This is a genomic window from Paenibacillus flagellatus (genome assembly GCF_003217775.1).
Taxonomy (GTDB): Bacteria; Bacillota; Bacilli; order Paenibacillales; family NBRC-103111; genus Paenibacillus_AB; species Paenibacillus_AB flagellatus.
On sequence record NZ_QJVJ01000004.1, the window covers coordinates 378,334 to 404,794 of the forward strand.

The 26,461-nt window shown below is 62.4% G+C and carries 26 protein-coding genes; 8 read left to right on the plus strand and 18 right to left on the minus strand.

Annotated features, from left to right (window positions below):
- Nucleotides 1-180: 180 nt before the first annotated feature.
- Nucleotides 181-2,382, plus strand: a complete 2,202-nt coding sequence (locus DLM86_RS11405; RefSeq protein ID WP_110840119.1) for a glycoside hydrolase family 3 C-terminal domain-containing protein — start codon at nt 181-183, stop codon at nt 2,380-2,382.
- 328 nt (nt 2,383-2,710) lie between these two features.
- On the opposite strand, the gene DLM86_RS11410 is transcribed toward DLM86_RS11405, so the two are convergent.
- The 4 genes from DLM86_RS11410 to DLM86_RS11425 form a co-directional block, all read right to left on the minus strand.
- On the minus strand, nt 2,711-3,334 hold the full coding sequence (locus DLM86_RS11410; RefSeq protein WP_110840120.1) for a 3-keto-disaccharide hydrolase: 624 nt from the start codon (nt 3,332-3,334) through the stop codon (nt 2,711-2,713).
- A gap of 63 nt (nt 3,335-3,397) precedes the next feature.
- Complete coding sequence (locus tag DLM86_RS11415) at nt 3,398-3,970, minus strand: DUF1854 domain-containing protein (protein WP_110840121.1); 573 nt, start codon at nt 3,968-3,970, stop codon at nt 3,398-3,400.
- 1 nt (nt 3,971) lies between these two features.
- Nucleotides 3,972-6,167, minus strand: coding sequence for an ABC transporter ATP-binding protein (locus tag DLM86_RS11420; protein ID WP_110840122.1), 2,196 nt, complete (start codon nt 6,165-6,167; stop codon nt 3,972-3,974).
- Nucleotides 6,168-6,251: 84 nt separating this feature from the next.
- Nucleotides 6,252-7,694, minus strand: coding sequence for a cobyrinic acid a,c-diamide synthase CobB (locus DLM86_RS11425; protein WP_110840123.1), 1,443 nt, complete (start codon nt 7,692-7,694; stop codon nt 6,252-6,254).
- A 207-nt stretch (nt 7,695-7,901) separates the two neighbouring features.
- On the opposite strand from DLM86_RS11425, the gene DLM86_RS11430 reads away from it, so the two are divergent.
- Both DLM86_RS11430 and DLM86_RS11435 read left to right on the plus strand, forming a co-directional pair.
- Nucleotides 7,902-8,780: a C40 family peptidase gene (locus tag DLM86_RS11430; RefSeq protein ID WP_158289428.1), complete on the plus strand. Its 879-nt coding sequence runs from the start codon at nt 7,902-7,904 to the stop codon at nt 8,778-8,780.
- A gap of 229 nt (nt 8,781-9,009) precedes the next feature.
- Nucleotides 9,010-9,729, plus strand: a complete 720-nt coding sequence (locus DLM86_RS11435; protein WP_110840125.1) for a FadR/GntR family transcriptional regulator — start codon at nt 9,010-9,012, stop codon at nt 9,727-9,729.
- A 149-nt stretch (nt 9,730-9,878) separates the two neighbouring features.
- On the opposite strand, the gene DLM86_RS11440 is transcribed toward DLM86_RS11435, so the two are convergent.
- Nucleotides 9,879-10,838, minus strand: coding sequence for a D-2-hydroxyacid dehydrogenase (locus DLM86_RS11440; protein WP_110840126.1), 960 nt, complete (start codon nt 10,836-10,838; stop codon nt 9,879-9,881).
- 215 nt (nt 10,839-11,053) lie between these two features.
- Here DLM86_RS11440 and DLM86_RS11445 point away from each other — a divergent pair, with 215 nt between their 5' ends.
- From DLM86_RS11445 to DLM86_RS11460, 4 genes are all read left to right on the plus strand, one after another.
- A complete protein-coding gene (locus tag DLM86_RS11445; protein WP_110840265.1) occupies nt 11,054-11,785 on the plus strand; it encodes a (Fe-S)-binding protein in 732 nt (243 codons plus the stop codon).
- Complete coding sequence (locus DLM86_RS11450; RefSeq protein WP_110840127.1) at nt 11,782-13,299, plus strand: LutB/LldF family L-lactate oxidation iron-sulfur protein; 1,518 nt, start codon at nt 11,782-11,784, stop codon at nt 13,297-13,299. Before DLM86_RS11445 ends, DLM86_RS11450 begins: the two co-directional genes overlap by 4 nt.
- Nucleotides 13,296-14,126, plus strand: coding sequence for a LutC/YkgG family protein (locus DLM86_RS11455; protein ID WP_170143709.1), 831 nt, complete (start codon nt 13,296-13,298; stop codon nt 14,124-14,126). Before DLM86_RS11450 ends, DLM86_RS11455 begins: the two co-directional genes overlap by 4 nt.
- Nucleotides 14,127-14,207: 81 nt before the next feature.
- Nucleotides 14,208-15,116: a fumarylacetoacetate hydrolase family protein gene (locus DLM86_RS11460; protein WP_110840128.1), complete on the plus strand. Its 909-nt coding sequence runs from the start codon at nt 14,208-14,210 to the stop codon at nt 15,114-15,116.
- A gap of 67 nt (nt 15,117-15,183) precedes the next feature.
- On the opposite strand, the gene DLM86_RS11465 is transcribed toward DLM86_RS11460, so the two are convergent.
- From DLM86_RS11465 to DLM86_RS11485, 5 genes are all read right to left on the minus strand, one after another.
- On the minus strand, nt 15,184-16,302 hold the full coding sequence (locus DLM86_RS11465; RefSeq protein ID WP_158289429.1) for a GerAB/ArcD/ProY family transporter: 1,119 nt from the start codon (nt 16,300-16,302) through the stop codon (nt 15,184-15,186).
- Nucleotides 16,299-16,538, minus strand: a complete 240-nt coding sequence (locus DLM86_RS11470; protein ID WP_110840130.1) for a hypothetical protein — start codon at nt 16,536-16,538, stop codon at nt 16,299-16,301. Before DLM86_RS11470 ends, DLM86_RS11465 begins: the two co-directional genes overlap by 4 nt.
- Before the next feature lie 6 nt (nt 16,539-16,544).
- The gene (locus tag DLM86_RS11475) at nt 16,545-17,744 is read right to left on the minus strand and encodes a Ger(x)C family spore germination protein (RefSeq protein WP_110840131.1); all 1,200 of its coding nucleotides are present in this window, start codon (nt 17,742-17,744) and stop codon (nt 16,545-16,547) included.
- A complete protein-coding gene (locus DLM86_RS11480; protein ID WP_110840132.1) occupies nt 17,741-19,354 on the minus strand; it encodes a spore germination protein in 1,614 nt (537 codons plus the stop codon). The genes DLM86_RS11475 and DLM86_RS11480 overlap by 4 nt, the downstream gene beginning before the upstream one ends.
- A 262-nt stretch (nt 19,355-19,616) precedes the next feature.
- A complete protein-coding gene (locus DLM86_RS11485; protein ID WP_110840133.1) occupies nt 19,617-19,976 on the minus strand; it encodes a winged helix-turn-helix transcriptional regulator in 360 nt (119 codons plus the stop codon).
- A gap of 133 nt (nt 19,977-20,109) precedes the next feature.
- Between DLM86_RS11485 and DLM86_RS11490 the strand changes: the two genes are divergently transcribed.
- Nucleotides 20,110-20,742 (plus strand): NAD(P)H-dependent oxidoreductase, encoded by a 633-nt coding sequence (locus DLM86_RS11490; protein ID WP_110840134.1) that lies wholly within the window; start codon nt 20,110-20,112, stop codon nt 20,740-20,742.
- Nucleotides 20,743-20,928: 186 nt separating this feature from the next.
- Here DLM86_RS11490 and DLM86_RS11495 read toward each other — a convergent pair whose 3' ends face one another.
- The 8 genes from DLM86_RS11495 to DLM86_RS11530 all read right to left on the minus strand — a co-directional run bounded on the left by DLM86_RS11495 (nt 20,929) and on the right by DLM86_RS11530 (nt 26,169).
- Nucleotides 20,929-21,573 (minus strand): SGNH/GDSL hydrolase family protein, encoded by a 645-nt coding sequence (locus DLM86_RS11495; RefSeq protein WP_110840135.1) that lies wholly within the window; start codon nt 21,571-21,573, stop codon nt 20,929-20,931.
- 153 nt (nt 21,574-21,726) lie between these two features.
- Nucleotides 21,727-22,500, minus strand: a complete 774-nt coding sequence (locus DLM86_RS11500) for an SDR family NAD(P)-dependent oxidoreductase (protein ID WP_110840136.1) — start codon at nt 22,498-22,500, stop codon at nt 21,727-21,729.
- Nucleotides 22,501-22,531: 31 nt separating this feature from the next.
- Entirely contained in the window at nt 22,532-22,918 is a 387-nt protein-coding gene (gene rbsD / locus DLM86_RS11505) for a D-ribose pyranase (RefSeq protein ID WP_110840137.1), read from the minus strand.
- Nucleotides 22,915-23,136: a hypothetical protein gene (locus tag DLM86_RS11510; protein ID WP_425453958.1), complete on the minus strand. Its 222-nt coding sequence runs from the start codon at nt 23,134-23,136 to the stop codon at nt 22,915-22,917. The genes rbsD and DLM86_RS11510 overlap by 4 nt, the downstream gene beginning before the upstream one ends.
- A 2-nt stretch (nt 23,137-23,138) precedes the next feature.
- Nucleotides 23,139-23,801: a cyclase family protein gene (locus DLM86_RS11515; protein WP_110840139.1), complete on the minus strand. Its 663-nt coding sequence runs from the start codon at nt 23,799-23,801 to the stop codon at nt 23,139-23,141.
- Between the two features lie 13 nt (nt 23,802-23,814).
- Nucleotides 23,815-24,609: an SDR family NAD(P)-dependent oxidoreductase gene (locus DLM86_RS11520; RefSeq protein WP_110840140.1), complete on the minus strand. Its 795-nt coding sequence runs from the start codon at nt 24,607-24,609 to the stop codon at nt 23,815-23,817.
- A 73-nt stretch (nt 24,610-24,682) separates the two neighbouring features.
- The gene (locus tag DLM86_RS11525) at nt 24,683-25,846 is read right to left on the minus strand and encodes a UxaA family hydrolase (RefSeq protein WP_110840141.1); all 1,164 of its coding nucleotides are present in this window, start codon (nt 25,844-25,846) and stop codon (nt 24,683-24,685) included.
- Nucleotides 25,843-26,169: a UxaA family hydrolase gene (locus DLM86_RS11530; protein ID WP_110840142.1), complete on the minus strand. Its 327-nt coding sequence runs from the start codon at nt 26,167-26,169 to the stop codon at nt 25,843-25,845. The genes DLM86_RS11525 and DLM86_RS11530 overlap by 4 nt, the downstream gene beginning before the upstream one ends.
- Nucleotides 26,170-26,461: the final 292 nt, after the last annotated feature.

A 26,461-nucleotide genomic window follows, 5' to 3' on the forward strand; every position in this document is an offset into this window, starting at 1 on the left:
CCATTCGCCCTCACTATACCCCTTCGCCCGGCAAAAAGAAAGCCCTTCCATATCCGCACTTGCCGGAAGCGTCCAAAACGGTTACGATGAGAAGGAATCGGTCAATCCGTCACATTCGATACCGATAAACAGTCATCACTCAACAACATTCCAATAAAACCATACAGGAGGCTTACGAAAATGGATCATCGCGATGCGGGCCCCTCCGCTGCGACGCCCCTCTACCTGCAGCCGGACGCCCCGCTCGACGCAAGGGTGGACGATCTCGTCTCGCGTTTGACGCTCGAAGAGAAGCTGTCCCAGCTCGTTCACGATTCCGCGGAAATCGAGCGGCTCGGCATCCCGAAATACAATTGGTGGAACGAGTCGCTGCACGGCGTCGCCCGGGCGGGCACCGCCACCGTTTTCCCGCAGGCGATCGGGCTCGCCGCGACGTTCAGCCCGGAGAGGCTGCACGAGGTCGCCTCCGCCATCGCCGACGAAGGGCGCGCGAAGCACCACGAGTTCGTCCGCCAAGGCGACCGGGGCACCTACAAAGGACTGACGTTTTGGGCGCCGAACGTGAACCTGTTCCGCGACCCGCGCTGGGGACGCGGGCATGAGACGTACGGGGAGGACCCTTACTTGACGTCGAGGCTCGGCGTCGCTTACGTGCGCGGGCTGCAGGGCGACGATCCGCGCTATTTGAAGGCCGCGGCCACGCCGAAGCATTTCGCCGTCCACAGCGGACCGGAAGCGGACCGGCATTCGTTCGACTCGATCGTCGGGCCGAAAGATTTGCGCGAAACGTACCTGCCCGCCTTCCGCGCCTGCGTCGTCGAAGGGAAAGCCGTATCCGTCATGGGCGCCTACAACCGGGTGAACGGCGAGCCGTGCTGCGGCAGCAAAACGCTGCTGACGGACATTTTGCGCGGCGAATGGGGCTTCGACGGGTACGTCGTATCGGACTGCGGGGCGATCGAAGATTTCCATGAGCATCATCGAGTGACGGCGACCGCATTCGAATCGGCCGCCATGGCGCTCAACAACGGCTGCGAGCTGAACTGCGGCAGCATGTTCCGCCATTTGCCCGAGGCGATGAAGGCGGGGCTAGTCTCCGAGGAGACGGTGACGGAAGCGGTCAGACGGCTGTTCAAAGTCCGGTTTCGGCTCGGCCAGTTCGATCCGGACGAGCGGGTGCCGTACGCGTCGATTCCGTACGAGGTCGTCGATTCCGAGGAGCATCGCGCGCTCAACGTACAGGCGGCGCGGGAATCGATCGTGCTGCTCAAAAACGAAAACGGGCTGCTGCCGCTGTCGCCGGGCTTGCGCTCGATCGCGGTGATCGGACCGAATGCGGACGACCGTGACGTCCTGATGGGCAACTACCACGGTACGGCCTCGAAGCCGGTCACGCTGGTCGAAGGCGTTCGAGCGGCCGTCTCGCCGGCAACGCGGGTTTATTACGCCAAAGGGTGCGACTTGATCAATAAGCAGGGCAACGACCAAATTACGCGCGGCGACCGGTTTCTGTTCTCCGAGGCGATATCCGCGGCCGAGCGGGCCGACGCCGTCGTGCTGTGCCTCGGCTTGTCGCCGCGTATCGAGGGCGAGCAGGGCGACGCATTCAACTCCGAGGCGGCGGGCGACAAAGTGCGCCTCGACCTGCCGAGCGTGCAGCAGAAGCTGATGGAGGAGCTGCACGCGCTCGGCAAGCCGATCGTGCTCGTCCTGCTGAACGGCAGCGCCGTCTCGGTCAACTGGGCGGACGAGCATATCCCGGCGATCGTGGAGGCGTGGTATCCGGGCGGCGAAGGCGGTACGGCGGTCGCCGACGTTCTGTTCGGCCGGCATAACCCCGCCGGACGGCTGCCGGTCACGTTCGTCCGCTCGCTGGACGACCTGCCTCCGTTCGACGATTATGCGATGAAGGGCCGGACATACCGGTATTTGGAGCGCGAGCCGCTGTATCCGTTCGGGTACGGGCTCAGCTACACGTCGTTCGCCTACTCCGGCTTGACGCTGTCGGCCGAAGCGGTGGAAGCCGGCGAGCCGATCGAAGTCGGCGTTACCGTGACGAACGCGGGCGGCCTGGCCGGCGACGAAGTCGTCCAGCTGTACGTGGAGCGGCCGGACGCCACCGTGCCCGTCCCGCGCGCCGAGCTGCGCGGCGTCAGCCGGATCGGGCTTGCGCCCGGCGAGTCGCGGACGGTGACGTTCGCGCTGGACGCGGAGGCGCTCTCGATCGTCGGCGCCGACGGCGAGAGGCGGCTCGAGCCGGGGACGTTCCGCGTCCACGTCGGCGGCCGCCAGCCGGACGAGCGGAGCCGGGCGCTGACCGGCACGGAGACGCTGGCGGCGTCGTTCCGGGTCGCCGGCGGGCCGATCCGCTTGGCGCCGTAATCGCGGCCGCCCAAGAGCGGCACCCCGCCCGAGGAGCATCGGCGGGGTGCTGCCGTCGCCGGCGGGCGGCGCGCGGAAAACGGGGCATCCGCCCATGGAATGCAGGCGGGAGCCGCATATGCTGATCGCAGCGGCACCTATTCCCCGCTCGAAGGAGACTTCCGCATGTACCGCAATCGGAATGTCCCGCTTCCGTCGCGGTTCCGACTCCTGAAAGGAAGGGAGTCGCCTTTTTCCGTTTGTAACGGATCCCAGCCCCGCTATGTACGGAAATCATCAAGAGGCGCGATTCGCGAACCGCGCCTCTCCCCCTATACGTCGGCTTATGCTACCGCTCCGCGACCTTCACGTTGCGGAATTCGATGTAGCCCCCATGGTCCTGCAGGCCGATATGCCCTCTCCTCGGCCGATCGCGCCAGGCGTACTTGAACTTGTTGGCCGTCCCGTCCGGGTTCCGGCCGGGCTCCGTCCAGCGGTCGATGTCCGCCTCGACGACGACGGTTCCGTTCAGCGTCAGCCGGACGAGGCTGCCGTCGCATTCGACCGTCGCCTCGTTCCATTCGCCGGCCGGCCGAACCGCGTTCACGGACGGAGCGACGAGATCGTACAAGGCGCCCGAGCTGTTTTTGGCCATCTCGGTTTGGTCGTACGTGTCCCAAATTTGCATCTCCAAGCCGGTATGGACCGGGTCCGCCAAATCGGTCCACCGGAAAAAGATGCCGCTGTTCGTCTTCGGCGCCGTCCGGTATTCCAGACGCAGGACAAAATTTTCGAACGTGCCGGTCGTATGCAAGTACCCGTCGCTTTCGCCCTTGCACACCAGCAGTCCGTCACGGACGAGCCATCCTTCGGGGTGCTTGGTCGCGGCCCAGCCGTTCAGCGTGCTTCCGTCGAACAACAGCCGAAACCCATGCCGACGCTCTTCCTCCGTCAAAACGTTAAGTCCGTTCATCGTCGAACCTCCCTTTTCCCGCTTCCAGCGGAACTTTGCTATGGCGCCGATGGCGGTACGCGATCAGACGACCCGCAGCAGCTGCTTCCGGCTGCCCGGATCGAGCGCGTCCATGTCGGCGATTTCGCACCGGTTGCCGTCCATATCGGACAGTAGCAGCCGCTTCTCCCCGACCTGCTGGATATGCTCGTGCAAATTGCGCATCGACAGCTTGATCGGGCCGAGCGTCGTCTCGAGCTCCCATACCCACATGCTCGGAAACTGCTTGATTTTGTCGATGCGGATGACGCGCGGGACGAGGTAGCGGAGGCGAAGCTCCTTTCGCGCTTCCTCCGCGCTGTCCGGCTCGAGATCGGCCAGCCTCTCGACGATGCCGATCTCCTCGCCCTTCCCGTTCCTTACCGAGATGTAGTGCTCCTGCCGGGACAGCGGAAACGTCCGGTACAGCAGCACTTCCTCGTGCCGTTCTCCCGCATGGTCCATTTCCAGCAGCCCGCCTGCGCCCCGGCGAAACCGGACGTCCGCCGGGTCCAGCAGCCGGATTTCGTACGGCGAATCCGCCTCCGGCGCCGTAGCCTCGTCCGCAGCCGAGCGCGCTTCCGCCGGCTTGACCGGCAAGCTCGTATCCGTCTCCATATCAGCTCTGCACCCCCCGGATTTTGGAAATTTCCTTTTGCGCCTCGACGAGCTTGAAGTAGACGCCTTTCTTCTCCAGCAGCTCCTCGTGCGTGCCGGTTTCGGCGATGCCGCCCTTATCGAGCACAACGAGCCGGTCCGCCTCGCGAAGGGTGGACAATCGGTGCGCGATGGCGAACGTCGTCCGGCCTTTCACGAGTCGGGCGATCGCCTCCTGGATTTGGCGCTCCGTCTCGGTGTCGACCGAGGCCGTCGCTTCGTCCAAAATGAGGATGCGCGGATCGTGCACGATGGCGCGCGCGATCGCGATCCGCTGCTTCTCCCCGCCGGACAGCCGGTGCCCCCGCTCCCCGACCCGCGTATCGTAGCCGTCCGGCATCCGCACGATGAAATCGTGGGCGTTCGCGATTTTGGCCGCGCGCATAATGTCGAGCGGCGTGGCGTCCGGCTTCGAGTACGCGATGTTTTCCGCGACGGTGCCGTCGAACAGGAACGTCTCCTGCAGCACGACGCCGATCTGCTTGCGCAAATCTTCCTGATCGATGCGGCGCAGGTCGATGCCGTCCACCGTAATCGAGCCTTGATCCGGGTCGTAAAACCGGCATATCATGTTGATCATCGTCGACTTCCCGGCGCCGGAATGGCCGACGAGGCCGATCATCTCTCCGGGCTCGACGCTCAGGCTGACGTTTTTAAGCACCGGATGATGCTTCTCGTAGCCGTACGTCACGTTGTTCAGCTCGACCCGCCCGGCCACGCGGGGAATCGAGACGGCGTCGGTGGCGGTCGGCACCTCGGATTGCGTATCCATAATTTCGAAGACGCGATCGGCCGCGGCGAGCGCGCGACTCGTCCAGTTCATCGCCTGGCTGAACCATTGCAGCGGCCCGAAAAACATGCCCAAATACGCCGTAAACGCTACCAACGTGCCGAGCGACAATTCGTCGCGGATGACGCCCCAGCCGCCGAAATACCAGACGAGCAGCGCGCCGGACGTCGTAATGAGCGCGAAGAACGGAAAGACGCCCTGCCAAATGCCCTCCATCTTGATCGTCTCGTGGACGAGCGTCCCGTTGGCGTCCCGGTACCGGTCCTTCTCCGCAAACTCCTGTCCGAACGCCTTCACGACGCGAATGCCCTGCAGGGCGTCCCCGACGAGCATGTTGATCCGGTTGACCGCCCGCCATTGGCGGTACCACAAGTTGCGGATCGACGGCCATATCGTGACGGACGCGATCAGGATGAGCGGCGTCGGCAGCAGCGCCAGCAGCGTCAGCTTCCAGCTCAGGCTCGCCATCATGCTGATGATCGCCGCGAGCATGAGCACTTGGCCGGATATCCAGACGACCCCGTCGGTCAAAAACTGCCGCATCGCCTCCGAGTCGCTGTTGATCCGGCCGATGAACTGGGACGTCTGCCGCCGGTCGAAGAAGCTGAGCGACAAGCCCATAAGCGACTGGTACGTGTCTTTGCGGATGTCGCCCATCAGCTTGCTGCCGACCCATACGCCGATATAGCCGCGCAGCGTCTGCATGACCGACAGCATGACGCGCGCCCCGGCCAACCCGACGACGAGCCAGAGCAGCGCGTGCCCGACCGATTTCGGCTGGATGACGTCGTCGACGATCACCTTCGTCAAGTAGGGCGGCACGAGCTCCATCAAGGTGGCGAGCATGAGCAGGAGCGCCGCCGCGATCATATGCTTCTTGTACGGCTTCGCGTAGCCGAGCAGACGGACGATGACCTTGCCTTTGTCCATGCACGTCGGGCATACGTTCGTCCCTTCCGGCAGCCGGCTTCGGCACGTCGGGCACGTCTTCGGCTCGTCTTTGGCGGACGGGACGGGCGGCTCCTCGTCCTTCAGCACCGCCTGGATCATCTTGACGGCGAAGCCCATCTTGCCGTTCAGCGCGGACGTGTACCGGGCGAGCGCGACCGGGCCGCCATCGGTGTCCGCGACCAGAACGCCGCCGCCGACCGAGGAAACGATGCGCGCGTCCTTCACCGCATCGATGGCGATTTCCCGGATCGCGCTCCCGTCCGTCCCCTCCGTCTCGATCCGGTCCGCAAACACGCGGATCGTCCCTTTCGCCGGCCTTCCGTCCGGACCGATGTCGTAATCGACGGTCCATAACGGCTCCGTCCGCCTTTCCCGGACCTTCGGCCCGTCTTCCAATTGTCGTTCGGTTACGCTCAAGGCGTCCCCTCCTTTCCTGCGGAACAATTGTTCGCTTTCTCCATTGTATACCAAATGGTGGAAAAGAGGATACGATAAATTGAACTAAATCGAAATTCTCCGATATGCCTCGCATCGCTCGACGAACCGGCGCGCCATCTCCGGATTGGACGCGAAATGAACGTGAACGTAGCCCGCAAGCACGCTTCCCCGCGCGTATCCGTCGAACGACTCTCCCCGCAGCCCCGTCGTCCGGTAGGCGTAAGGAAAATCGTCGACCGACGGCGAGACGGCGGAATAATGGAATACGTGGCCGCGAACGGCGTCGCCACGCCCGAGCAGCAAATTCGGCTCGTTCGCGACCGCTTCCCGGTAGCCGAGAGCGGTCAGCTTGTCCTTCATCTCGAACGTCGCCGGAATGAGGCCGGCCATCGGATGCACGCGGCCTTCCCGGTCGCGGATCGATTCCGACAAGAACATATACCCGCCGCATTCGGCGTAAATGGGGAAGCCCCGTTCCGCAAGACGGCGCAAATCGGCCTTCAACGTCTCGAACCGGGACAGCGTCTCCGCGAATTCCTCGGGAAAGCCTCCGCCGATATAAAGCCCGTCCGCCTCCTCCGGCACGGTCTCCGACGCCAGCGGACTGAAGTAAACGAGCTTCGCGCCGAGCCGCTCGAGCAGCTCCAGATTGTCCCGGTAATAAAAGTGGAACGCCGCGTCGCGGGCGACGGCGATCGTCGGTCCGTTCGTCCCGGACGCCGTACCGGAGCCGCCTACCGACTCCGCGCCGCCGGCCGATGCGCCCTCGGCCCAGGCAAGCGCCCCTCCTTCGCCGGACAAGCGGACGATCGCGTCCAAATCGAAGCGCTCCTCCGCCTGGTCGGCCAGCGCCTCGAACAGCGGGACCAGCTCGCCGCGGCCGACGGCGGGCAGCAGGCCGAGATGGCGCTCGGGAATCGCGAGCCGCTCGTCGCGGCCGAGCCAGCCGACGACCGGCACGCCGCACACTTGGCCGACCGCCGCCTTGACCAGCTCGTAGTGCCCGCGTCCGCCGCATTTGTTGGCGATGACGCCGGCGATCCGGAGCCGCTCGTCCATCTTCTGGCAGCCGAGCACGGTGGCGGCGGCGCTTCGGGCGTTGCCCTGCACGTCGACGACGAGCAGGACGGGCGCGTCCAGAAGCGCCGCGACGTCCGCCGTCGAGCCGGCGTTCGAGAGCGGATCGCGGCCGTCGAACAAGCCCATGACGCCTTCGACGATCGAGAGGTCGGCGCCGGCCGAGCCTTTGGCGAACGTGCTCCGTACGGCCTCCTCTCCGCACATCCACACATCGAGGTTGCGCGATTCCCTTCCGGTGACGGCCGTATGATAAGTCGGGTCGATATAGTCCGGCCCGCACTTGAACCCTTGCACGCCCATCTTCCTGCGATGGAGCGCCGCCATCAGCCCGAGCGTGACGGTCGTCTTGCCCGCCCCGCTTCCGACGGCCGCGACGACGATCCGGTTTCGGCTTCCGCCGTTGTTCGTGTTCGTCCGTTCGTTCATTCGATCTCTCCTCGGTTCATCGTGTACTGCTTTCGGGAGGTAGTATAAGCGAAGGGCGATGCCGCGTCCATCATTTTCCGTATCGCCGAATAAAGGGGGTCTTTGCCGGTTTCCGCCCGCCGGCCGACTGGAAACGATTTCCTTGTCAAATTTTCATAAATGAAATTGCTGGCGGACAAGGGTACAATTGCTTCAGGAGGGGATGAAATGAAGAAGAGGATGATTAGTCTAATTTCCGCGGCGGCCATTACGCTTACGATGTCCACGAGCGCATGGGCTTCGCCCGGTACGGTAGAACGATCGGTAAACCTTCGTTCGGCACCATCCACCGACAGCAGCGTGTACCAGACGTTGAAGCCCGGTACCGCGGTCGACATCATCAGTCAGGTGAACTCGTATTGGTACAAAATATCGGTCGGCGGCAAAGTCGGCTACGCATCAACCGATTACATAAGCGGCTCCGCTTCCTCGGGCGGAACGACCGCCACGATCGAGCGAGGAGTCAACTTCCGGTCCGCGCCTTCCACCGACAGCCGCGTGTATCGGCTGTTGAAGGCCGGTACGCAGGTGCAAGTGCTGGAGAAGGTGAACAGCTACTGGCTCCATATTTCCGTAGACGGTCAAACCGGCTACGTCTCCACCGACTACGTCAGCGGCGGATCTTCGCCCGCTCCGGCTCCGAATCCGTCGCCGTCGGTTCCGTCTTCGGCGAAAGCCGACCGGATCATCGCCCACGCCCAAGCGCTGATCGGCAAGGTCCGCTACGATTTCGGCGTGAACCGCCCGACGTCCGTCATGGACTGCTCCGCGTTCACGAAGTACGTGTTCGGGTTGGAGGGCGTCTCGATGAAATGGGGTACCCGCTTCCAAAAAGACATGGGCAGCTTCGTATCGAAGAGCAGCCTGCAGAAGGGCGATCTCGTCTTTTTCTGGACAGGCACAAGGGGCGTCATCAGCCATGTCGGCATCTATATGGGCAACGGCCAGTTTATCCACAACAGCCCGTCGTTCGACGGCGTGGGCACTTCGTCGCTGAACTCGGGATATTGGGAAGATCATTACGTTACGGCGCGCCGCGTGCTGTAACGCCGTACACCCGCACGCTTTGTTCGAATTCGCCAAACGTCCGGCGCGCAGCCTTGCGCGTCGGGCGTTTTTTTCATGCGCGAGCGGCCTCGGGGAGCCAAGCCACGTCCGGCTATTCACACGCGGGCCGTCCAGCCCGCCGGTCGCCTCGACCACCCGGATTGCCATTCGCCGCCCCGTCTGTGCTACAATATGGAATGACTTGTTTTGTCGGATGGAGGACACTCGCATGGAAGTTACCCGTATCGCCGCTCGCAAAATCTATGAAGAAATCGCCGAGCAAATCAAGGAGCAGATCGTCGGCGGCAAGCTGCCGCCCGGTCATAAGCTTCCGTCGACGCGCGAGCTGACCGAGCGATATCAGGTCGGCCGATCGACGATGCGCGAGGCGCTCAGCATGCTGAAGGCGATGGGCTTGATCGAAATCCGCCAAGGGGAAGGCTGCTTCGTCCGCAGCGTCGACGAGCTGGAGATGGCGGTGCCCCGGTTCGAGCATCTGTTCACGAGCATGGAGGCGGTCGTCGAGCTGCTCGAGGCGCGCATCTCGCTCGAGGTGGCGAACGCGGGGCTCGCCGCGGCGAAACGGACCGACGATGACGTCGCCGCGCTCGAGAGCGTCCTGTCGGACATGGACAGCGAGCTCGGCACCGAGACGGTCGGCGAGAAGCAGGACATGCGGTTTCATATGACGCTGGCGCAAGCGACGCACAATTCGATCATGGTGAAGCTGCTCGAGACGATATCCGCCCAGGTCGAGCTGACGATCCGGGAGACGCGCCGGGTGCGGCTGTACGCGAACAAGGAGATCGCCCGCCAGCTGTGGCACGAGCATAAGGCGATCGCCGACGCGGTGGCGGCGCGCGACCCGGAGCGCGCCCAAGAGGCGATGCGCCACCACCTGAAGCTGGTCGAGAACGAGATCATGGCCGCGCTCAAGCGGAACGGCTGATGCGGCGGACGAAGCTTCTTCCTTCCGCGTCGCGGCCGCCGGCGCAGGAGTACGGCATAGGCCCGCACCCCAAAAAAACGGAACCGCTCCAGCCGCGGTTCCGTTTTTTGCGTTTGCGTATGCGGACCAAGCGCCTGCCCTCGAGAGCGTCAACGGTTGACGACGTTGACCGGCGCACCGGCCACAAACGCGGCTACGTTGCCGACGGCCGTATCCATGAGCCGCCGCCTCGCCTCCAGCGTCGCCCATGCGATATGCGGCGTCACGAGGCAGTTCGGCGCCGCGAGCAGCGGGTTGTCCGCCTCCGGCGGCTCCTTGGACAGCACGTCGACGCCCGCCCCCGCGATCGTGCCCGCTTCGAGCGCCTCGGCCAGATCGCGCTCCGCGATCAAGCCGCCGCGCGACGTGTTGATCAGAAACGCGGTCCGCTTCATCAGCGCCAGCGTCCGGGCGTTGACGAGCCGCTCCGTCGCCGGCGTAAGCGGACAGTGCAGGCTGACGACGTCCGCCGCCGCGAAAACCTCGTCGTTGGAAGCCATCCTCACGCGTTCCAGGCCGGCGACGGTCTTCGGCCGGGTCGCGGAGGCGATCACGTCCATGCCGAACGCCTGCGCGATTCGCGCCACTTGCTGGCCGATCGCACCGAAGCCGATAATGCCCATCGTTTTCCCGGCAAGCTCGGTAAGCGGCGCGCGCGTGAAGCAGAAGTCGGGGCTGCCCGCCCATTCCCCCGAACGGGCCGCGTCGCTGTGCAGGCGCACGTGCTGGCACAGCTCGAGCAGCAAGGCGAAGACGAGCTGCGCGACCGAATGCGTGCTGTAATCCGGCACGTTCGCGACGGGAATGCCCCGCTCCGCCGCGGCCGCGATGTCGACGACGTTATAGCCCGTCGCCAGCACGCCGATAAAGCGCAAGTCGGGAAGCGCTTCGATCGTTTCCTTCGTAATCGGCGTCTTGTTCGTCAGCACGACGTGCGCGCCGGACGCCCGCCCGACGATATCGCCCGCTGACGTGCGATCGTAGACGACGACGCTGCCCAGCGCCTCTAGCCCGTCCCAGCTCAAGTCGCCCGGATTGAGCGTGAAGCCGTCCAATACGACGATGTTCATCGTTCAGTTCCTCTCCTTCGAATCGAAATAAGCCGCTGTCTCCGTCCGGAGGACGCGGGCGGCGTGACGGCGCCGCAAGGCGCTTTCGTCATACTCTACCACAATGTGCGGCCGAAAAAAAACCTTTTCATTTCTCCACATGTCTGATAACCTGATAATAGGATAACAAACCCATGTTCAACGAAAAACATTCGCGAAAAGGGTGGACATCGACGATGAGAGTTTCGCTCTTCATTACTTGTCTGGCCGATCTCATGTATCCCGAGGTCGGCGAAAGCGTCGTGCGGCTGCTGCGCCGCTACGGCTGCGAGGTCGACTTCCCCGAGCTGCAGACGTGCTGCGGCCAGCCCGCCTACAACAGCGGCTATCAGGACGAAGCCCGGACGGTCGCCCGGCAATGGATCCGCGCGTTCGAGCACAGCGATTACGTCGTCTCCCCTTCCGGCTCGTGCACGGGGATGGTGCATCATTACTACCCGGACCTGTTCCGCGACGAGCCGGAGTGGCGGGCCAAAGCCGAAGCCATTATCGCGCGGACGTACGAATTTTCCCAATTTCTCGTCCAAGTGCTGGGCGTTACCGACGTCGGCGCGACGTTTCCGCACAAGGTGACGTACCATCCGTCCTGTCACGCGATGCGGCTGCTCGGCGTCCGGACGGAGCCGGGCACGCTCATGGACAACGTCCGCGGCATGGAGACGATCGAATTGCCGCGACGGGACGATTGCTGCGGCTTCGGCGGCACGTTCGCCGTGAAGATGGCCGACATGTCCGAGGCGATGGTGTGCGAGAAGGCGAAGCACGTGCTGGAGACGGGAGCCGAGGTGCTCGTCGGCACCGACATGGGCTGCCTGATGAACATCGGCGGCCGGCTGAACAAGGAAGGCAAGCCCGTCAAAGTGATGCACCTCGCCCAGTTGCTGGAAGAAGGGAGTGCGGGCCGATGAGCGGAACGGCACAGCATGAACGGGACCCGGTCTTGTCGAAAATCGGCAGCGGGCTGAAAAAGAGAACCGAGCTGGCGCTCGAGGACGATTTTTTGCGCAAGGCGGTCGCCTTCACGACGGATAAGCTGAAGACGGGCCGGCTGAAGGCGATGGACGACTTCGGCGATTGGGAGACGTGGCGGGAACGGGGCCGCGCCATCCGCGAGCACGTCGTGTCGCACCTCGACTATTATTTGACGCAGTTTTCCGACAATGTGGCGAAGGCGGGCGGTCACGTCCACTTTTGCCGGTCGGGCGAGGACGCCGTGCGCGCGTTTCTCGATATCGCCAACAAGGCCGAGGCGAAGCTCGTCGCCAAAGGCAAGTCGATGGTGTCGGAGGAAATCCATCTGAACGAGCGACTGGAGCAAATCGGCATCGAGGCGGTCGAGACCGATCTCGGCGAATACATCCTGCAGCTGGCCAAGGAGACGCCGTCGCATCTGATCATCCCGGCCATTCATAAAAACAAGCGGCAAATCGCCGATTTGTTCTCCGACCACGCCGGGGAGCCGTTTCCGGCCGAGACGAGGCCGCTCGCCGATTATGCGAGGCGGAAGCTGCGCAGCATTTTCCTCGAAGCCGACATCGGCTTGACCGGCTGCAATTTCGGCATCGCCGAATCGGGCACGATTACGCTCGTCTCGAACGAAGGGAACGGACGGATGGTCTCGACGATTCCGAAAATTCACGTCGTCGTCATGGGCATGGAGCGTCTCGTGCCGACGTTCGCCGACGTCGAGGTGATGCTCAACCTGCTCGCGCGCAGCGCGACGGGGCAAAAGCTGACGACGTACACGTCGTTCATCACCGGCCCGCGCCGCGAGGGCGATCTCGACGGGCCGGAGGAGCTGCACGTGCTCGTGCTCGATAACGGGCGGTCGTCGCAGCTCGGCGACCCGCAGTTCCAGGAGGTGCTTCATTGCATCCGCTGCGCGGCGTGTCTGAACGTCTGCCCCGTCTACCGTCACGTCGGCGGCCATACGTACGGCTCCGTCTACAGCGGACCGATCGGCGCCGTCCTGACGCCGCTGCTTCAGCAGGATTACCAGGAGGCGGGCCAGCTCGCCTACGCGTCCAGCCTGTGCGGGGCGTGCTACGAGGCGTGCCCGGTCAAAATTCCGCTGCACGACATGCTCGTGCAGCTCCGCCACCGCAAGGTGAAGCTGAAAATGACGCCGGCCGCGGAACGGCTCGCCTTCAAGACGTACGCGACCGCGTTCGGCAGCGTCACGCTGTACCGGATGGCGAACAAGGCGGCGTACTGGATGCAGCGCCCGCTTCTGAAGGGCGGCGCGATCCGGCGCGCGCCCGGACCGCTGGCCGGGTGGACGCAGTCGCGGTTTCTCCCGATGAAGCCGAAGCGCTCGTTCCGCGAGCGATGGGCCGAGCTGCAGCGGGAGCTGGCGGACGCGCCGCCGTCCGCGAATGCGACCGCACCCGCCGACGCGGCAAGAAAGGAGGAGCGCCCATGAGCGGCCTGAACAACGGCAACGGCAGCGGCATCCCCGCCCCCGCCGCCGGCACGATCGCCGGCCGCGACGACTTCATGCGCCGCATCGCCGGGCGGCTCGGCCGGCAGACGCCGCTGGCGGCACCGCCCGCGCGGCCGTTCGCCGGCGTGCCGGAGGCGTACGCGGCGGTCCGGACGACGCCGCAGGAGCGCTACGACCAGTTCGCGGCGAACTGGTCGGCGCTCACCGGCACCGTCTGGACCGTCCGCGCCGCCGACGCGGCGGACGCCGTGCCCGCGCTGGCGCGGCGCATCTGCGCGGAGCGCGGCATCGATCGGGCGATCCGGATGGATCACCCCGATCTCGCCGCGCTGCCGCTCGACGCCGCGCTTGCCGCGGACGGCGTCGCCGTCGTGCCGTGGCGCGCGGACGGCGCCGACGGCGCGGACGGGTTCGCCGCCGACGGCGCGGACGCCGCGGGCCCCGGCTCCGCCTGGAGCCGGCGCAGCCCGCTGCTGCGCGCCGCCGAGCGGTGCCGGCTCGGCATCGTCTGCGCCGACTACGCCGTCGCGAACACCGGCACGCTCGTCGTGCTCGCGCACGGCGGCCGCGGACGCTCCGTCAGCCTGCTGCCCGACACGCTGTTCGCCGTCGTCCGGGCCGACCGGCTCGTGACGCGGATGGGCGAAGCGTTCGAGGCGATCCGCCGGGACTATCCGGACGCGGCGACGATGCCGTCGTCGATCACGCTCATTACCGGACCGAGCCGAAGCGCCGATATCGAGAACGATTTGACGATCGGCATCCACGGTCCCGGCAGCGTATACGCCGTCGTCATCGAGCCTTGACGAACGTTCGGGCGGCGGCGGGTACACGGCCCGCCCGGACCGCACATTTCATCCCATATTTCCGAGAGGAGCATATCCCCCGTGAAGCTGTTAACGATCCAAACCGCGAACGGTCAACGCCTCGGTCTGCTGACCGAACACGGCGTTCTCGACGTCGAGGAGGCGCTGTCCGTCCTTCCCGCGGACGGGCAAGCCGCCCCCCGCACCGTTCATGCCGCCATCGAGGGCGGCGAATCCGCCCTCCAGGCGCTGCAGCGGCTCGCCGACCGGGCGGCCGCCTCGCCCGAAGCGAAGGCGAAAGCGTTCAAGCCCGAAGCGGACGTCCGTTTCGGGCCGTGCGTCCCGAATCCGGGCAAAATCATTTGCGTCGGCTTGAATTACCGTAAGCACGCCGAAGAAACGAACGCCCCGATTCCGGAATATCCAATCCTGTTCAACAAGTTCAACAACACGCTGAACGGCCACGGCGGCGACGTGCCGCTGCCGAAGGTGTCGTCCAAGGTCGACTACGAGGCCGAGCTCGTCGTCGTCATCGGCCGCAGCGCGAAATACGTGACCCGGGACGAAGCGCTCGGCCGGGTATTCGGCTATTGCGCCGTCAACGACGTCTCGGCGCGCGACTTGCAGCTCCGTACGCCGCAATGGCTGCTCGGCAAAAGCTGCGACGGCTTCAGCCCGCTCGGCCCGTATCTCGTCACCGCCGACGAGGTCGGGGATCCGAACGATCTGGACATCAAGCTGACGCTGAACGGCGAAGTGCGCCAGCAGTCGAACACGGCGGACATGATTTTCCGCGTCGACGAAATCGTCAGCTACATTTCCCAGCATATGACCCTGCATCCGGGCGACATCATTTTGACCGGTACGCCCGAAGGCGTCGTGCTCGGTTTGCCGGAAGCCGAACAAGTATGGTTGAAGGACGGCGACGTCTGCACCGTCGAGATCGAGAAGCTCGGCGCGCTGACGAACCGTTTCGTCAAGGAAGCGTAACGTCGTCCTGCATCCTCGCCCGTCCCCGGGACGCCGCTCCTTTCCGAAGGTGCGGCGGCTCCCGGGTTTATTGGTTTCTCGCCTTCGCCGTTTTCCGCTTGCTCCTTCCCTTCTTCATGACATGCACCGCAAACAGCACCCCCGGAATAAACAGGCCGAATAACATGTCCATTTCGATCCAATACGGAAACATCGAGCTGAAGAAGACGACGTTCGGCGATACGATATAAGCAAGCCCGAACAGCAAAACGCCGAACGGCACGGCCAGCGCTCGGACGTCCCGGAGCCCCAGCAGCTCGGATATGCCGATCAGGAAGGCGTAGCCGTTCAGCATGCTTTTGAAATAGGTGGAAATGATCCAATTGATCGCGAGAATCGGTTCGACCCGCTCGACGAAATGGCCGATGCTGATCTTTTGCGCCAGAACGTACGAGGTGTACCGATAATGCGCCGACAAGTCCGCCCCGAGCACGAGAATCGACAAGGTTGCGATCGCGAAGACGGCAATCCCCCCTATGGAGGAGGCCAATACGAAGTCTCTGGCCGCATGCCGATTCCGGACGACGCTCGGCAAAATCATCAGAAACAGGCACATCTCGCAAAACGAATACGTAAACAGGTACATCGACCCTCTTACGATATTCGGCAGCCCTTGCCCCATGATCGGCTGAACGCGCGAGAACTCGACCTGCGGCATCAAAAAAACGAACAGCGAGGTCAGCAGGAGGGCGAAAATCGGGAAAAACACTTCCCCCGTCCGGGCGATCGTTTCAAGCCCGCTCTTGAACCCCCATACGAGAATGAATACGACCATCAGATGAATGACCTGAATCGGCGTATTCGGGAAAAACTGCGTCGTCGTAAAATCTCCGATTTCCCTCAGGATGACCGATGCGTTTATCAAAAAATAACACAAATACAGGACGACGACCGCTCCCCCCGCCCAGCGCCCCAGAACGTCGCGAGCGAACCCGACCAGCGTCGAATCCGGCTTCAGGCGCCCGAACCGGAACAGGAACCAAGCGGCGCCTAGTCCCAGCATAATCCCAAGCAAGCCGGACAGCCAAGCGTCCTGCTTCGACACCGAGGCGGCGATGGACGGATAGACGAGCAGATTGTCGCCGATGACGAAAAACAACACTAACGCCGCCAGCTGTTTGACGCTGATGCGTCCGTTGTCGATCACGGGCTCCACCCTCTATTCAAAAAAAGATCGTGTATCGGTTTGAACACCATTTGCATGAACAGGAGTGGACTCGGGACGTCGGCTTCCAGGACGGCCGCAATGCTGATCGCGATGCCCGCTGCAAGAAGCAGGGCGTATGCCGCCGCTTCCTTCCGCCACCGTTTCCGCCACATCGCCGGGAGCTCGAACGCCGCCGCCGCCCCCGCCACGGCCAACACCAGCAATATTCGAATCATGACGCTCTACTCCCTCATCTGCGATTTGATCGAATTGTTCGTCAAGCCGATGTTGCGGAAACGGACCTCCGCCTTGTACGTCACCTTCAGCTTCGCGAAGTGTTCGGTCCAGTCCGCCTTGAGCCGGCTCCACGCTTTCGGATCGGCCCGGTAAAGGGCCTGCCCGAAGCCGAAAATATCGACTTTGTATTTGCGGGTCACCAGCTCGACCGTGGACCTCATCATCGTTTCGAGCCGGTTTTCGGCCAATTTTTGAAATTGCTCGATTTGCGCGGGATCGGTCAAATCCGTCTTGCAGTTCGCCTCGGAAATATTCATTTCGTTGTGAAGACGAATGTCGATCGCCGGCCGGCCCTTGTCGATCCGCCCTTTCATCTCGGTTTTGCTGCGCGTCGCTTCCACGGCAAGCATCCCTCCGTCCGGACACCGCTGGTGCCCCACGCCGCTTTGTACCCGATCGGTTATGAAGTTGAACCCCCGGCTTTCGTAGTCGCCGAGCCAGCCGATCAGCTTGTCTTTCCGGAACACGCCCAAGCCGGAATAATGAAGCCTCACCGCCGATTCGATCTGCTCCTGGTTTTCCTTCCGCTCGCCCTCCTCGGGGTTTCCCAAAATTTCGACGCCGGTCAATACCGGATGCGTGCTCTCGCTGAACAGCTTCTCGACCAGCTGATCGAGCGTGACCGTCGTCGTGGGCGCCCACGCTTTCGCCGACGTATCGAGCGATTTGAACAGCTTGTTCGCCGGGATCGTTTCGAGCGAGGTCAATATTTTCAACACGTTTTCGGCCGACGTGCGGCGCGCGATCATCAAGTAAAAATCGCTGCGGACTTCCGAATCCCTCTCCAGCAAATCGAGTACGTCGGAAATGCCTTCGCGCGCCATCTCCTCGCTGAAGACGAGCACCCGAATGTGCGAGCCGTAAATGCGGCGCGGACTGATCTCCGTCAGCTTCCGAAACGCCTCGTGCAGCGTCGGCGCTTCCGCCTTGTACATCGTGACCGGCACCCGGTTGCCCCCGCCCTTTTTCGGCGACACTTCCGAGGGGATGACGACTTGAACGGAGATGCGGTAGTTGTCTCCGGCTTTATCGATGCCGGTCCCCACTTGGATGCCCAAATCGTTCAGCTCGCGCCGGTCCCAGCAGCCGGTCGCCGTCGCCAGCGCCAGCAAAGCCGTCGCGACGCGCCATACGACCCGCTTCAATCGCCATTCCTCCTTTGGCCGGCTTGGGGTCCTTTTTGCCGTTTGACGGCGCGCTCGCTCGGAATGCCGACCGGCCTTTTCCGCATGAACGGCCAAGGCATCCGAAACATCGTATCCTTCTGGTCGCGGAGCGAGAACGGGCCGAACGGGGTCATGTACGGGACGCCGAACGAACGCAAGCCGGACAGATGAAGCATGATCGGCACGAGTCCGACGAGAATGCCGAAAAAGCCGAATGCCGCGGCCAGCACCATCAGGACGAACCGGATCATCCTCACCGATATCGACATGCCCGGCGCCGGAATGACGAAGCTCGATATCGCCGTAATCGAGACGATAATGACCATCGCGGCCGAGACGATGCCGGCTTCGACGGCCGCCTGTCCGATGACGAGCGTGCCGACGATCGAGACCGCCTGTCCGACCGTTCGCGGCATCCGAACGCCCGCTTCGCGCAATATTTCGTACGTCAGCTCCATCAGGATCGCCTCGATCAACGCCGGGAACGGTACTCCTTCCCGTTGGGCCGCCAAGTTGATCAGCAGGCTGGTCGGGATCATTTCCTGGTGAAACGTCGTGACGGCGATGTAAAACGACGGGGCGAGCATGACGATGAAAAACGATAAAAACCGGATCATCCGAAGCAGCGTGCTGATGTCCGCCCGCTGGTAATAGTCTTCGGCGGATTGAAAAAAATGGACGAACAAGGCGGGAACGAGCAGCACGAACGGCGTCCCGTCCACGACGATGGCGACCCGCCCCTCCAGAAGCCCCGCTGCGATCGTATCCGGCCGCTCGCTGTTGTAGACGGTCGGAAACGGCGAGAGCGTCCGATCCTGAATGAACTCTTCGATGTAGCCGCCTTCGAGAATGCCGTCGATCTCGATCCGATCGAGTCTTCGGTGAACTTCCCGCACGATGCTCGGGTCGGCCACCCGATCCACATAGACGACGGCTACCTCGGTATGGGTAATCGAGCCGATTTGCCGCAGCTCGATGCGCAGCGCCGGATCCTTGATCCGACGCCGGAGGAGCGACGTATTCGTGCGAATGTTCTCGGTGAAGGCATCCATCGGGCCGCGGACGACCGATTGCGTCATCGGTTCGCCGACCGATCGGGTTTCGCCGCCGGCGGCGCCGATTCGCAGCCCTTCCTTGCAGCCTTCCATCAGCACGATCGCGTCCCCGGCCAACAAATAGTGGCAAAGCGCATCCGTATCGCGTATCGTGCCGACGTCGCCGGCGGACAGCACTTCTTCCCGCAATTGGCCAAGACGATCCGGGATGGCGTCGGTTTCGCGCTCCCGTTCGCGACTCCGCTCGAGTCCGCCGCCGCGTTCGCGATCCGATTCGTCCCCTCCGCCGTTCCGGCCTCCCCCGTTTTCCGTCTTTTTTCGCAGAAACGGAGTCAGGATGGCGGAGTGAATGAAGTCGCTGTTGACCAATCCTTCGATATACATCAGGACGATTCGCCATTCGCCGGACGAGGCGTATTTCCATATCAAATCTTCGCTGTTTCCGAAAGCCCGGCGCACGGCCTCGACGTCATCGGCCAAATCGCCGCTCAGCGGGGACGGGGGACACGACGTCCTTCGATCGGTTTCGTTCATGGCGACTCCTCGACTCGGTGGATTGATTTTCCTATTGTAACCCGCATGCGATGGGATTATGAGGAAACCGCCGGAACCGTCGAAACGATCAACCCCACAAAGTGGGATACTTTGCGGAGAACTGTAATGCAAGTAGCGGCAAGTTTTTCGCGAAGAATCTCGAAGGAGCCTTCAAACGCTGGGAAGGACCGGGATCAGCGGAAAAGGCGGACGTACTGTCAGCAAGTTGTCAAAAAGAAATGGACTAGCGTAATATCGAACGCTAGTCCGTTTTGGTTTGTTCATTTTTCTCCCTTATGAGCTGCTTTCGCTCGATATGGGCCACTCCCCATTGATGCAAGGTTTCCAACACCGGAGCCAGGCTCATGCCGTATTCCGTTATGGAGTATTCCACTTTCGGCGGGATTTGCGGATAGATGACCCGTTTAACGATCTCTTCCTCCTCCAATTCGCGCAGATGGAGCGTAAGCATCCTTTGCGTGATATCGGGCAGCAATCTTCTTAGCTCATTGAAACGCAAAGGTTTGCCTTGAAGCAAATGATAAAGGATAATCGGCTTCCATTTGCCGACAATCGAATCCAGCGCCGCAACGAATTGACATTGGGCAGGGTTCTTTTGCATACGTTTGCCCCCATTACAGTACCTTTTTCAATACTATACCACATTATTGTGCCTACTTAACATAAGTAAGTATATATTATATGCTCAAACCTGAACGTGTACTTCAAATAATTACAGAAAGGAAGTTTTGAGTATGGCAACTGTACTGTACATCACCGCGCATCCCCTTGATCCTCAGGAATCTTTTAGCCTCACGGTAGGCAAACAATTTATTGAAGCGTATTGCGAGGCAAATCCAACTGATAACGTTGTTCATTTGGATACGTATAAGGAGGATATTCCACCATTCGATGCCGACGTTTTACGCGGTTGGGGAAAGCTTAGATCGGGTTCGTCATTCGAGCAGCTGTCGGATACCGAGAAAGTAAAAATAACTCGTCTTGAGGCTATTGTTGATCAATACGTAGCAGCCGATAAGTACGTGTATGTTTCCCCCATGTGGAATTTCTCGATCCCGCCGGTTTTAAAGGCATACACGGATGCGACTTCAATTCCGGGCAAGACGTTCAAATATACCAAAAACGGTCCTGTAGGTCTGTTATCGGGCAAGAAAGCTTTACACATTCAAGCCAGTGGTTCCGTTTATTCGGAAGGTCCTCTTGCTTCAATAGAAATGGGATACAGCTATCTTACTAAGGTATTGCAGTTCTATGGGATTCAATCTATCGGGTCCATTTTTGTTGAAGGAACGGCATCATTGGAGCAAGCTCCAGCTATTAAAGAAAAAGCAATTGCCCGTGCTAAGGAATATGCCAAACGTTTCTAAATAAAGGGCATCGTTCTCGAACCGCAACTAGTAAAGTAATGCTTCGAGACGGATTCCGATTACTTTTTGGAGAGCCCCGGAATATATAAATTCTTTATCCGCGAAAAAGCCGCGCGGTCGCCCGCACGGCTTTCGGATTCGGTGATTCGGTTATCGTCCGGCGAACTCGTGCGCTTGCGCGACCGCTTAACGGACCGCAGCGGCCGCGCCGACGGTTTTCAGCCAGGCGTCGGCGATCAGCGCATGGCCGGCCGGGGACGGGTGCACGCCGTCCGGCGCCCAATACGCCGCCGAAGCTCTCGTGGACGCCTGGGCGAACAAGCCGTCGAGCGGGACGAGCAGCGCGCCGATTTCCCGCGCCAGCTCGCGAACGACGTTGATTTTCGGATCAAGGTCCTCGCGCCACGTCTTCCGGTCCTCCGGTACGGGCAGCACGAACGGCTCGACCAGGATGAGGCCGGCGTCCAGCTCCTCCTTCGTGCGGACGATCAGCTCGCGGTAGCTCTGCTCGAACTGCTCGGCCGACGTCGGGTCGTTCCGGTCGAATTTTCTCCACGTATCGTTGATGCCGATGTAGATCGACACCCAGTTCGGCCGAAGGCCGATGCAGTCGTCCTGCCAGCGGTCGACCAAATCTTTCGCCCGGTTGCCGCTAATGCCGCGGTTCAGAAACCGGACCTGCATCTCCGGATACGCGGCCGAGAACAGGCCCGCCGTCATGAGCGCATAGCCCTTGCCCAAATCGTGCGGCTGCTCGCGAACGCGCCCCGCGTCCGTAATGCTGTCCCCCTGAAAAAGGACGACATCCCCCTGCTTGATCCGCAATTCCATCGTTTCATCCTCCCCAATCCGTCACGTTATCCCCTCGACACGCTGCGGCAGCCGACATCCGCATTCGAATTCGCCGCCGCCGTCCCAAAGCCCATTTTATTCCATTCGATACCGGTTGTAAACGATGAGTTCGGCTTCGGGAAGCTTTCCGCGTCAGGCGTTTTTGCCGAACACGACGCCGCCGTCGATGTAGAGCGGAGAGCCCATCATGAACTTCGATTCGTCCGAAGCGAGGAATACCGCCGCGTTCGCGACGTCGTCCGGGCGCCCGAGCTCGCCGCTCAGCTGCCGCTTCTTCAGCGACTCGATCGCCGCCGCCGGATCGTCGTACGACGTCTTCAAGTAGTTTTCGACGAAAGGCGTCATGATCGTGCCGGGCAGCAGCGCGTTGACCCGGATCCCGTACGGCGCGTAGTCGACCTGCATCGACTTCGTCAGCGACAGCACCGCCCCTTTGGTCGCGGCGTAGGACGCTCTCCGCGCCAAGCCGATTTCGGCGATGCACGACGACATGTTGATGATCGAGCCGGACCGGCGCTCCATCATAGGCGGAATCGCGTACTTCGACGGCAGGTAGACGCCGCGGATGTTGACGTTCATGACGCGGTCCCATGCGTCCGGCTCGATTTCGTGCAGCATGCCGACGCCGCTGATGCCGGCGTTGTTGAACAGCACGTCGATGCGGCCGTACAGCCGAATCGTCTCGTCGACCATCGCCTTGGCCGACTCCGGATTCGTCACGTCCGCGTGGACGAAGACGGCCCGTCCGCCCGCGGACGCGATCGCCTGCGCCGTCTCTTCGCCCTTCTCCCGGTCGATGTCGGCGACGACGACGATCGCCTGCTCGGCGCCGAACCGGACGGCGGCGCTTTGGCCGATGCCGGAGCCCGCCCCGGTAATGATGCATACTTTATCCAGAAGTCTCATAACTCGTTCCCTCCCGTTTCCATTCGTCCCGTTATCCGGATACTATGATGATATTCGCGTAAGGAGCCGAATCTCCTGTTCGGACGACGGCGCGGGATTCGGGGCAAATGTGCTTGAACCGGACGTGCGGCACTTGCATGAACGCGATATGCGGATAGTCGGCCAGCAGCTTGGCGTACCGCTCCGGACTCGCCTCCGCCATCTCCTCGGCGACGATAATCCGGTCGATCACAAACTCCCGGTCGATCGCCGACAGCACGTCGAGCACCGTCGGCACGTCGTCGACGAGCGCGAGATCGAGCCGCTCCGGCCCGGCCGGCACCGGAAAGCCCCGATCGCAAATCGTGATCATGTCCGTATGGCCCGTCTCGGCCAGCAGTCGGCAAAGCGACGGATTCAAAATGCCGCTTTTTTTCATCCGCCGCTCCCTCCTTCCGATGCCGCATCCAGCGCGTGCTTGCGCTGTTCGAGCGTAATTTGCTCGCGAAGCGACGGAAGAGGCCGCTTCAAATAAAAGCGCTCGCCTCCGCCCGGCTGCGCCGTCACGCCGACGAGCTCCCAGCCTTCCGCGCCGAGCGCGTTCAGCTCCTCCGCCTTTGCTGCGATCGCATATTCCCATCGATGGAAAGCAGACACGCTCATCCCTCCGTCCGAATCGCCACGACGCGCGCCGGCGCGCCGCTCGAATCCCTGATTTTGACCGGCATCGCGAACACGTGCCAGCTTCCTTCCGCAAGCTCCGGATCGTTCAGCTGGAGCCCTTCCGCGACCCAGATCGACGCGCCGAGCAGAATGCGGTGCGTCTCCCGGTTCTCGTCTCCCGTGCCGCCGATGCTGAAATGGTCGATGCCGACGCCGCGCACGCCGCCTGCGACGAGCAGCCTCGCCGCCTCGTTGGACAAATACGGCGACCCGTACACCCATTCCTTGGACCAGCTTCGCTTCTCGCCCCAGCCGGTGTATAGCAGGACGACCGTTCCGTCGTGCATCCGCTCCCGGTACGGCTCGAGATCGGCCGCCGTAATCGGCTCGCCCTCCCGTTTGCCGTTCAGCGGCACGAACAGCGCTTCCCCCTGGAACCGCTCGACCGGGATGCGGTCGAGCGTCAGCGAGAAATCGCCCAAGTGCGCCGGAGCGTCCATGTGCGTGCCCGAATGCAAATTCATCGTGACGCGCTCGAGCGTCCATCCGTCGCGGGCCCCGACGAGCAAATAGTCCAGCTTCGGCGGCTCGAATTCCGGCAGGACGGGACAATTGTGATACAGCTCCTGCGACAGATCGATCATGTTGGCGATGCGCATGCCGTACGCCTCCTTACCGGTCCATATGATCGTCCGGCTGCGCCGCTTTCACGGTCAAGCCGCCGTCCACCATGAGCAGATGACCGTTCACCTGCATCGCTTCCTCCGAGGCGAGAAAGACGACCGCGTCGCCGATCTGCTTCGCCGTGCCGAGCCGCTTCATCGGGTTCGCCTCGACTTCCTTGCGGCGAATGTCCGGATCGGCGAGAAAATCGGTGCACATGTCGGTGTCGACGGTGCTCGGGCCGACCGCGTTGACGTTGATGTTGTAGCGGCCGAGCTCGATCGCCATCCCTTTCGTCAGCATGTGCGCCGCCGCCTTCGACGACTGGTAGTGCGGTATGACCGGACTCGTCACCATCAGGCTCGCCGTCGAGAGGACGTTGACGATTTTGCCGAAGCGTCTGTCGACCATGCCCGCCGCCGCCCGCTGCGAGCAGAGGAAGATCGATTTGACGTTCGTATTGTACGTGCGGTCCCACGTCTCCTCCTTCACCTTCAAAAACGGCTCGAACGGAGCGATCCCCGCATTGTTCACCAATATCTCTACCGGTCCGAGCTCGGCCTCGACTTCCTCGAACATCGCCTCGACCTGCGCCTTGACCCCGACGTCGGCGCGAACGACGATCGCCTTGACGCCGTGCGCTTCGGCCCGCTCCTTCACGCCCTCCGCCAATACGCGCGACTTCTCCGACGTGTAGTTGATCGCGACGTGCGCGCCTTCCTCCGCGAGCCGGAGGACGATCGCTTCGCCGATGCCCCGGCTTCCTCCGGTGACGAGCGCCACCCGGTTTTCCAAACGTTTCATATCGCTTGCCCCTCTCCCTTCGATAACCGATCGTTCCGCCGTTCCCTGCCGTTCCGCGCCGATTGCCGCGCGCTTACAAACTCGGGCCGATCCGGTTGATGCTGAATTCCTGGTGACCGAGAATTTCCGCCTTCGTCAGCTTCCCTTCGCTCACTTCGCGAATTTCCCGCCAAATGCGCGCCCCCGCCTCTTCCAGCGAAAGCGTGCCGCTCAGCATGTCGCTCACGTCGACGTCCATATTGTCGGACATTCGCTGGAACATCGCTTTGTTTCCCGTAATTTTGATGACCGGAATAACCGCCGCCCCCGTGGGCGTGCCGCGGCCTGTCGTAAAGCAGACGAGATGCGCCCCGCCCGCGGCCATGCCGGATACGCACTCGATGTCGTTGCCCGGCGAATCCATGAAGTACAGCCCTTTCGCCGGAATCGCTTCGGCGTACTCGATGACGCCTTCGATCGGAGCCGTGCCGCACTTCGAAATGCAGCCGAGCGACTTCTCCTCGATCGTCGACAAGCCGCCGGCGATGTTGCCCGGACTCGGGTTGCCGCCGCGCATATCTTCGCCCATCCGCTCGACTTCCTTCTCGAACCGGTCGACGATATGGTACAGCTTGTCGGATACTTCCGGCGTCCGGCACCGCCCGGCAAGCACGTGCTCGGCGCCGATGATTTCCGTCGTTTCGCCGATGACGACCGCCCCGCCCTCGCGGATGAGGCTGTCGGCCGCCACGCCGAGCGCCGGGTTGGAGGCGAGACCCGACGTCGCGTCGGAGCCGCCGCACTTCACGCCGATTTTCAGCTCGCCGAACGGAATGTCCGTCTTCTCCATCCGGTCCAGCTCCGCTCTCATGCGGCGGGCCAGCTCGACGCCGTGCTGAATCGCCTTGACGGAGCCGCCGACGGATTGAATATCGAACACCTCGACGGGTTTACCGGTAACTTTGATCGCCTCCGCAAGCGCTTCCGGATCGACGACTTCGCAGCCGAGGCTGATGACGATGACGCCCCCGACGTTCGGATTTTTGCCCGTGCCGGCCAGCACGTCGAACGTCCGCTGCTTGTCGGCGCCGATCTGGCTGCAGCCGTGCTGATGCGGGATCGCCACCGTATCGGGGACGAGCTGGGTAATGCGGCTGCATACTTGGTTGGCGCATATGACGGTCGGGATGATCAACAGATGATTGCGGATGCCGACCTCTCCGTTCGGTCTGCGGTATCCGGGAAACGTGCCGCTCATGACGCATTCGCTCCTTTCGCCTTGTCTCCGCGTCCGCGGATGCCTTCCAAATTGTGGACGTGCACGTGACGGCCCCGGGCGATCGCCGTCGTCGCCCGTCCGATCACTTCGCCGTACTTGCGCACCTTCTCCCCCTCGGGGATGTCCGTTACGGCGATTTTGTGACCGAACGGGATCGGCTCCAGCGCCGTCAGCGCCGTGCGGCTGCCCTGCACGACGTATTGGATCGTCTCGCCCGCCGCGATATCGCGGATCGCGGTCGCGACGTGGTCGGCCGCGTCCATGACGAGCGCGTCCGCGCCGGCTTCGATGTGTCCTGCCATAGGTTCTCCACCTTTCGACAAAATTAAGTTTACCGATAACCCCAACATAACAAGCAATCGATCCGCTGTCAATCGTTTTATTGTCTCCGGCCGGGCTGTCCGCTGCGGCAAACGGCTCGGACGCGCGTGTCCGGTGTTTCGAACCAGTTTCTGCGCCCATTGCCGGCCTGCGGAAGAAGCCGACGCGCATGGAATTAGCGGTAACCTTTGGTGGACGAGCTTTCCCTTGCCGTCGTTCGCCCCGATCCTGTACAATGGTCAATAGTTACGTAAACTTTGCGGACAGAAGGAA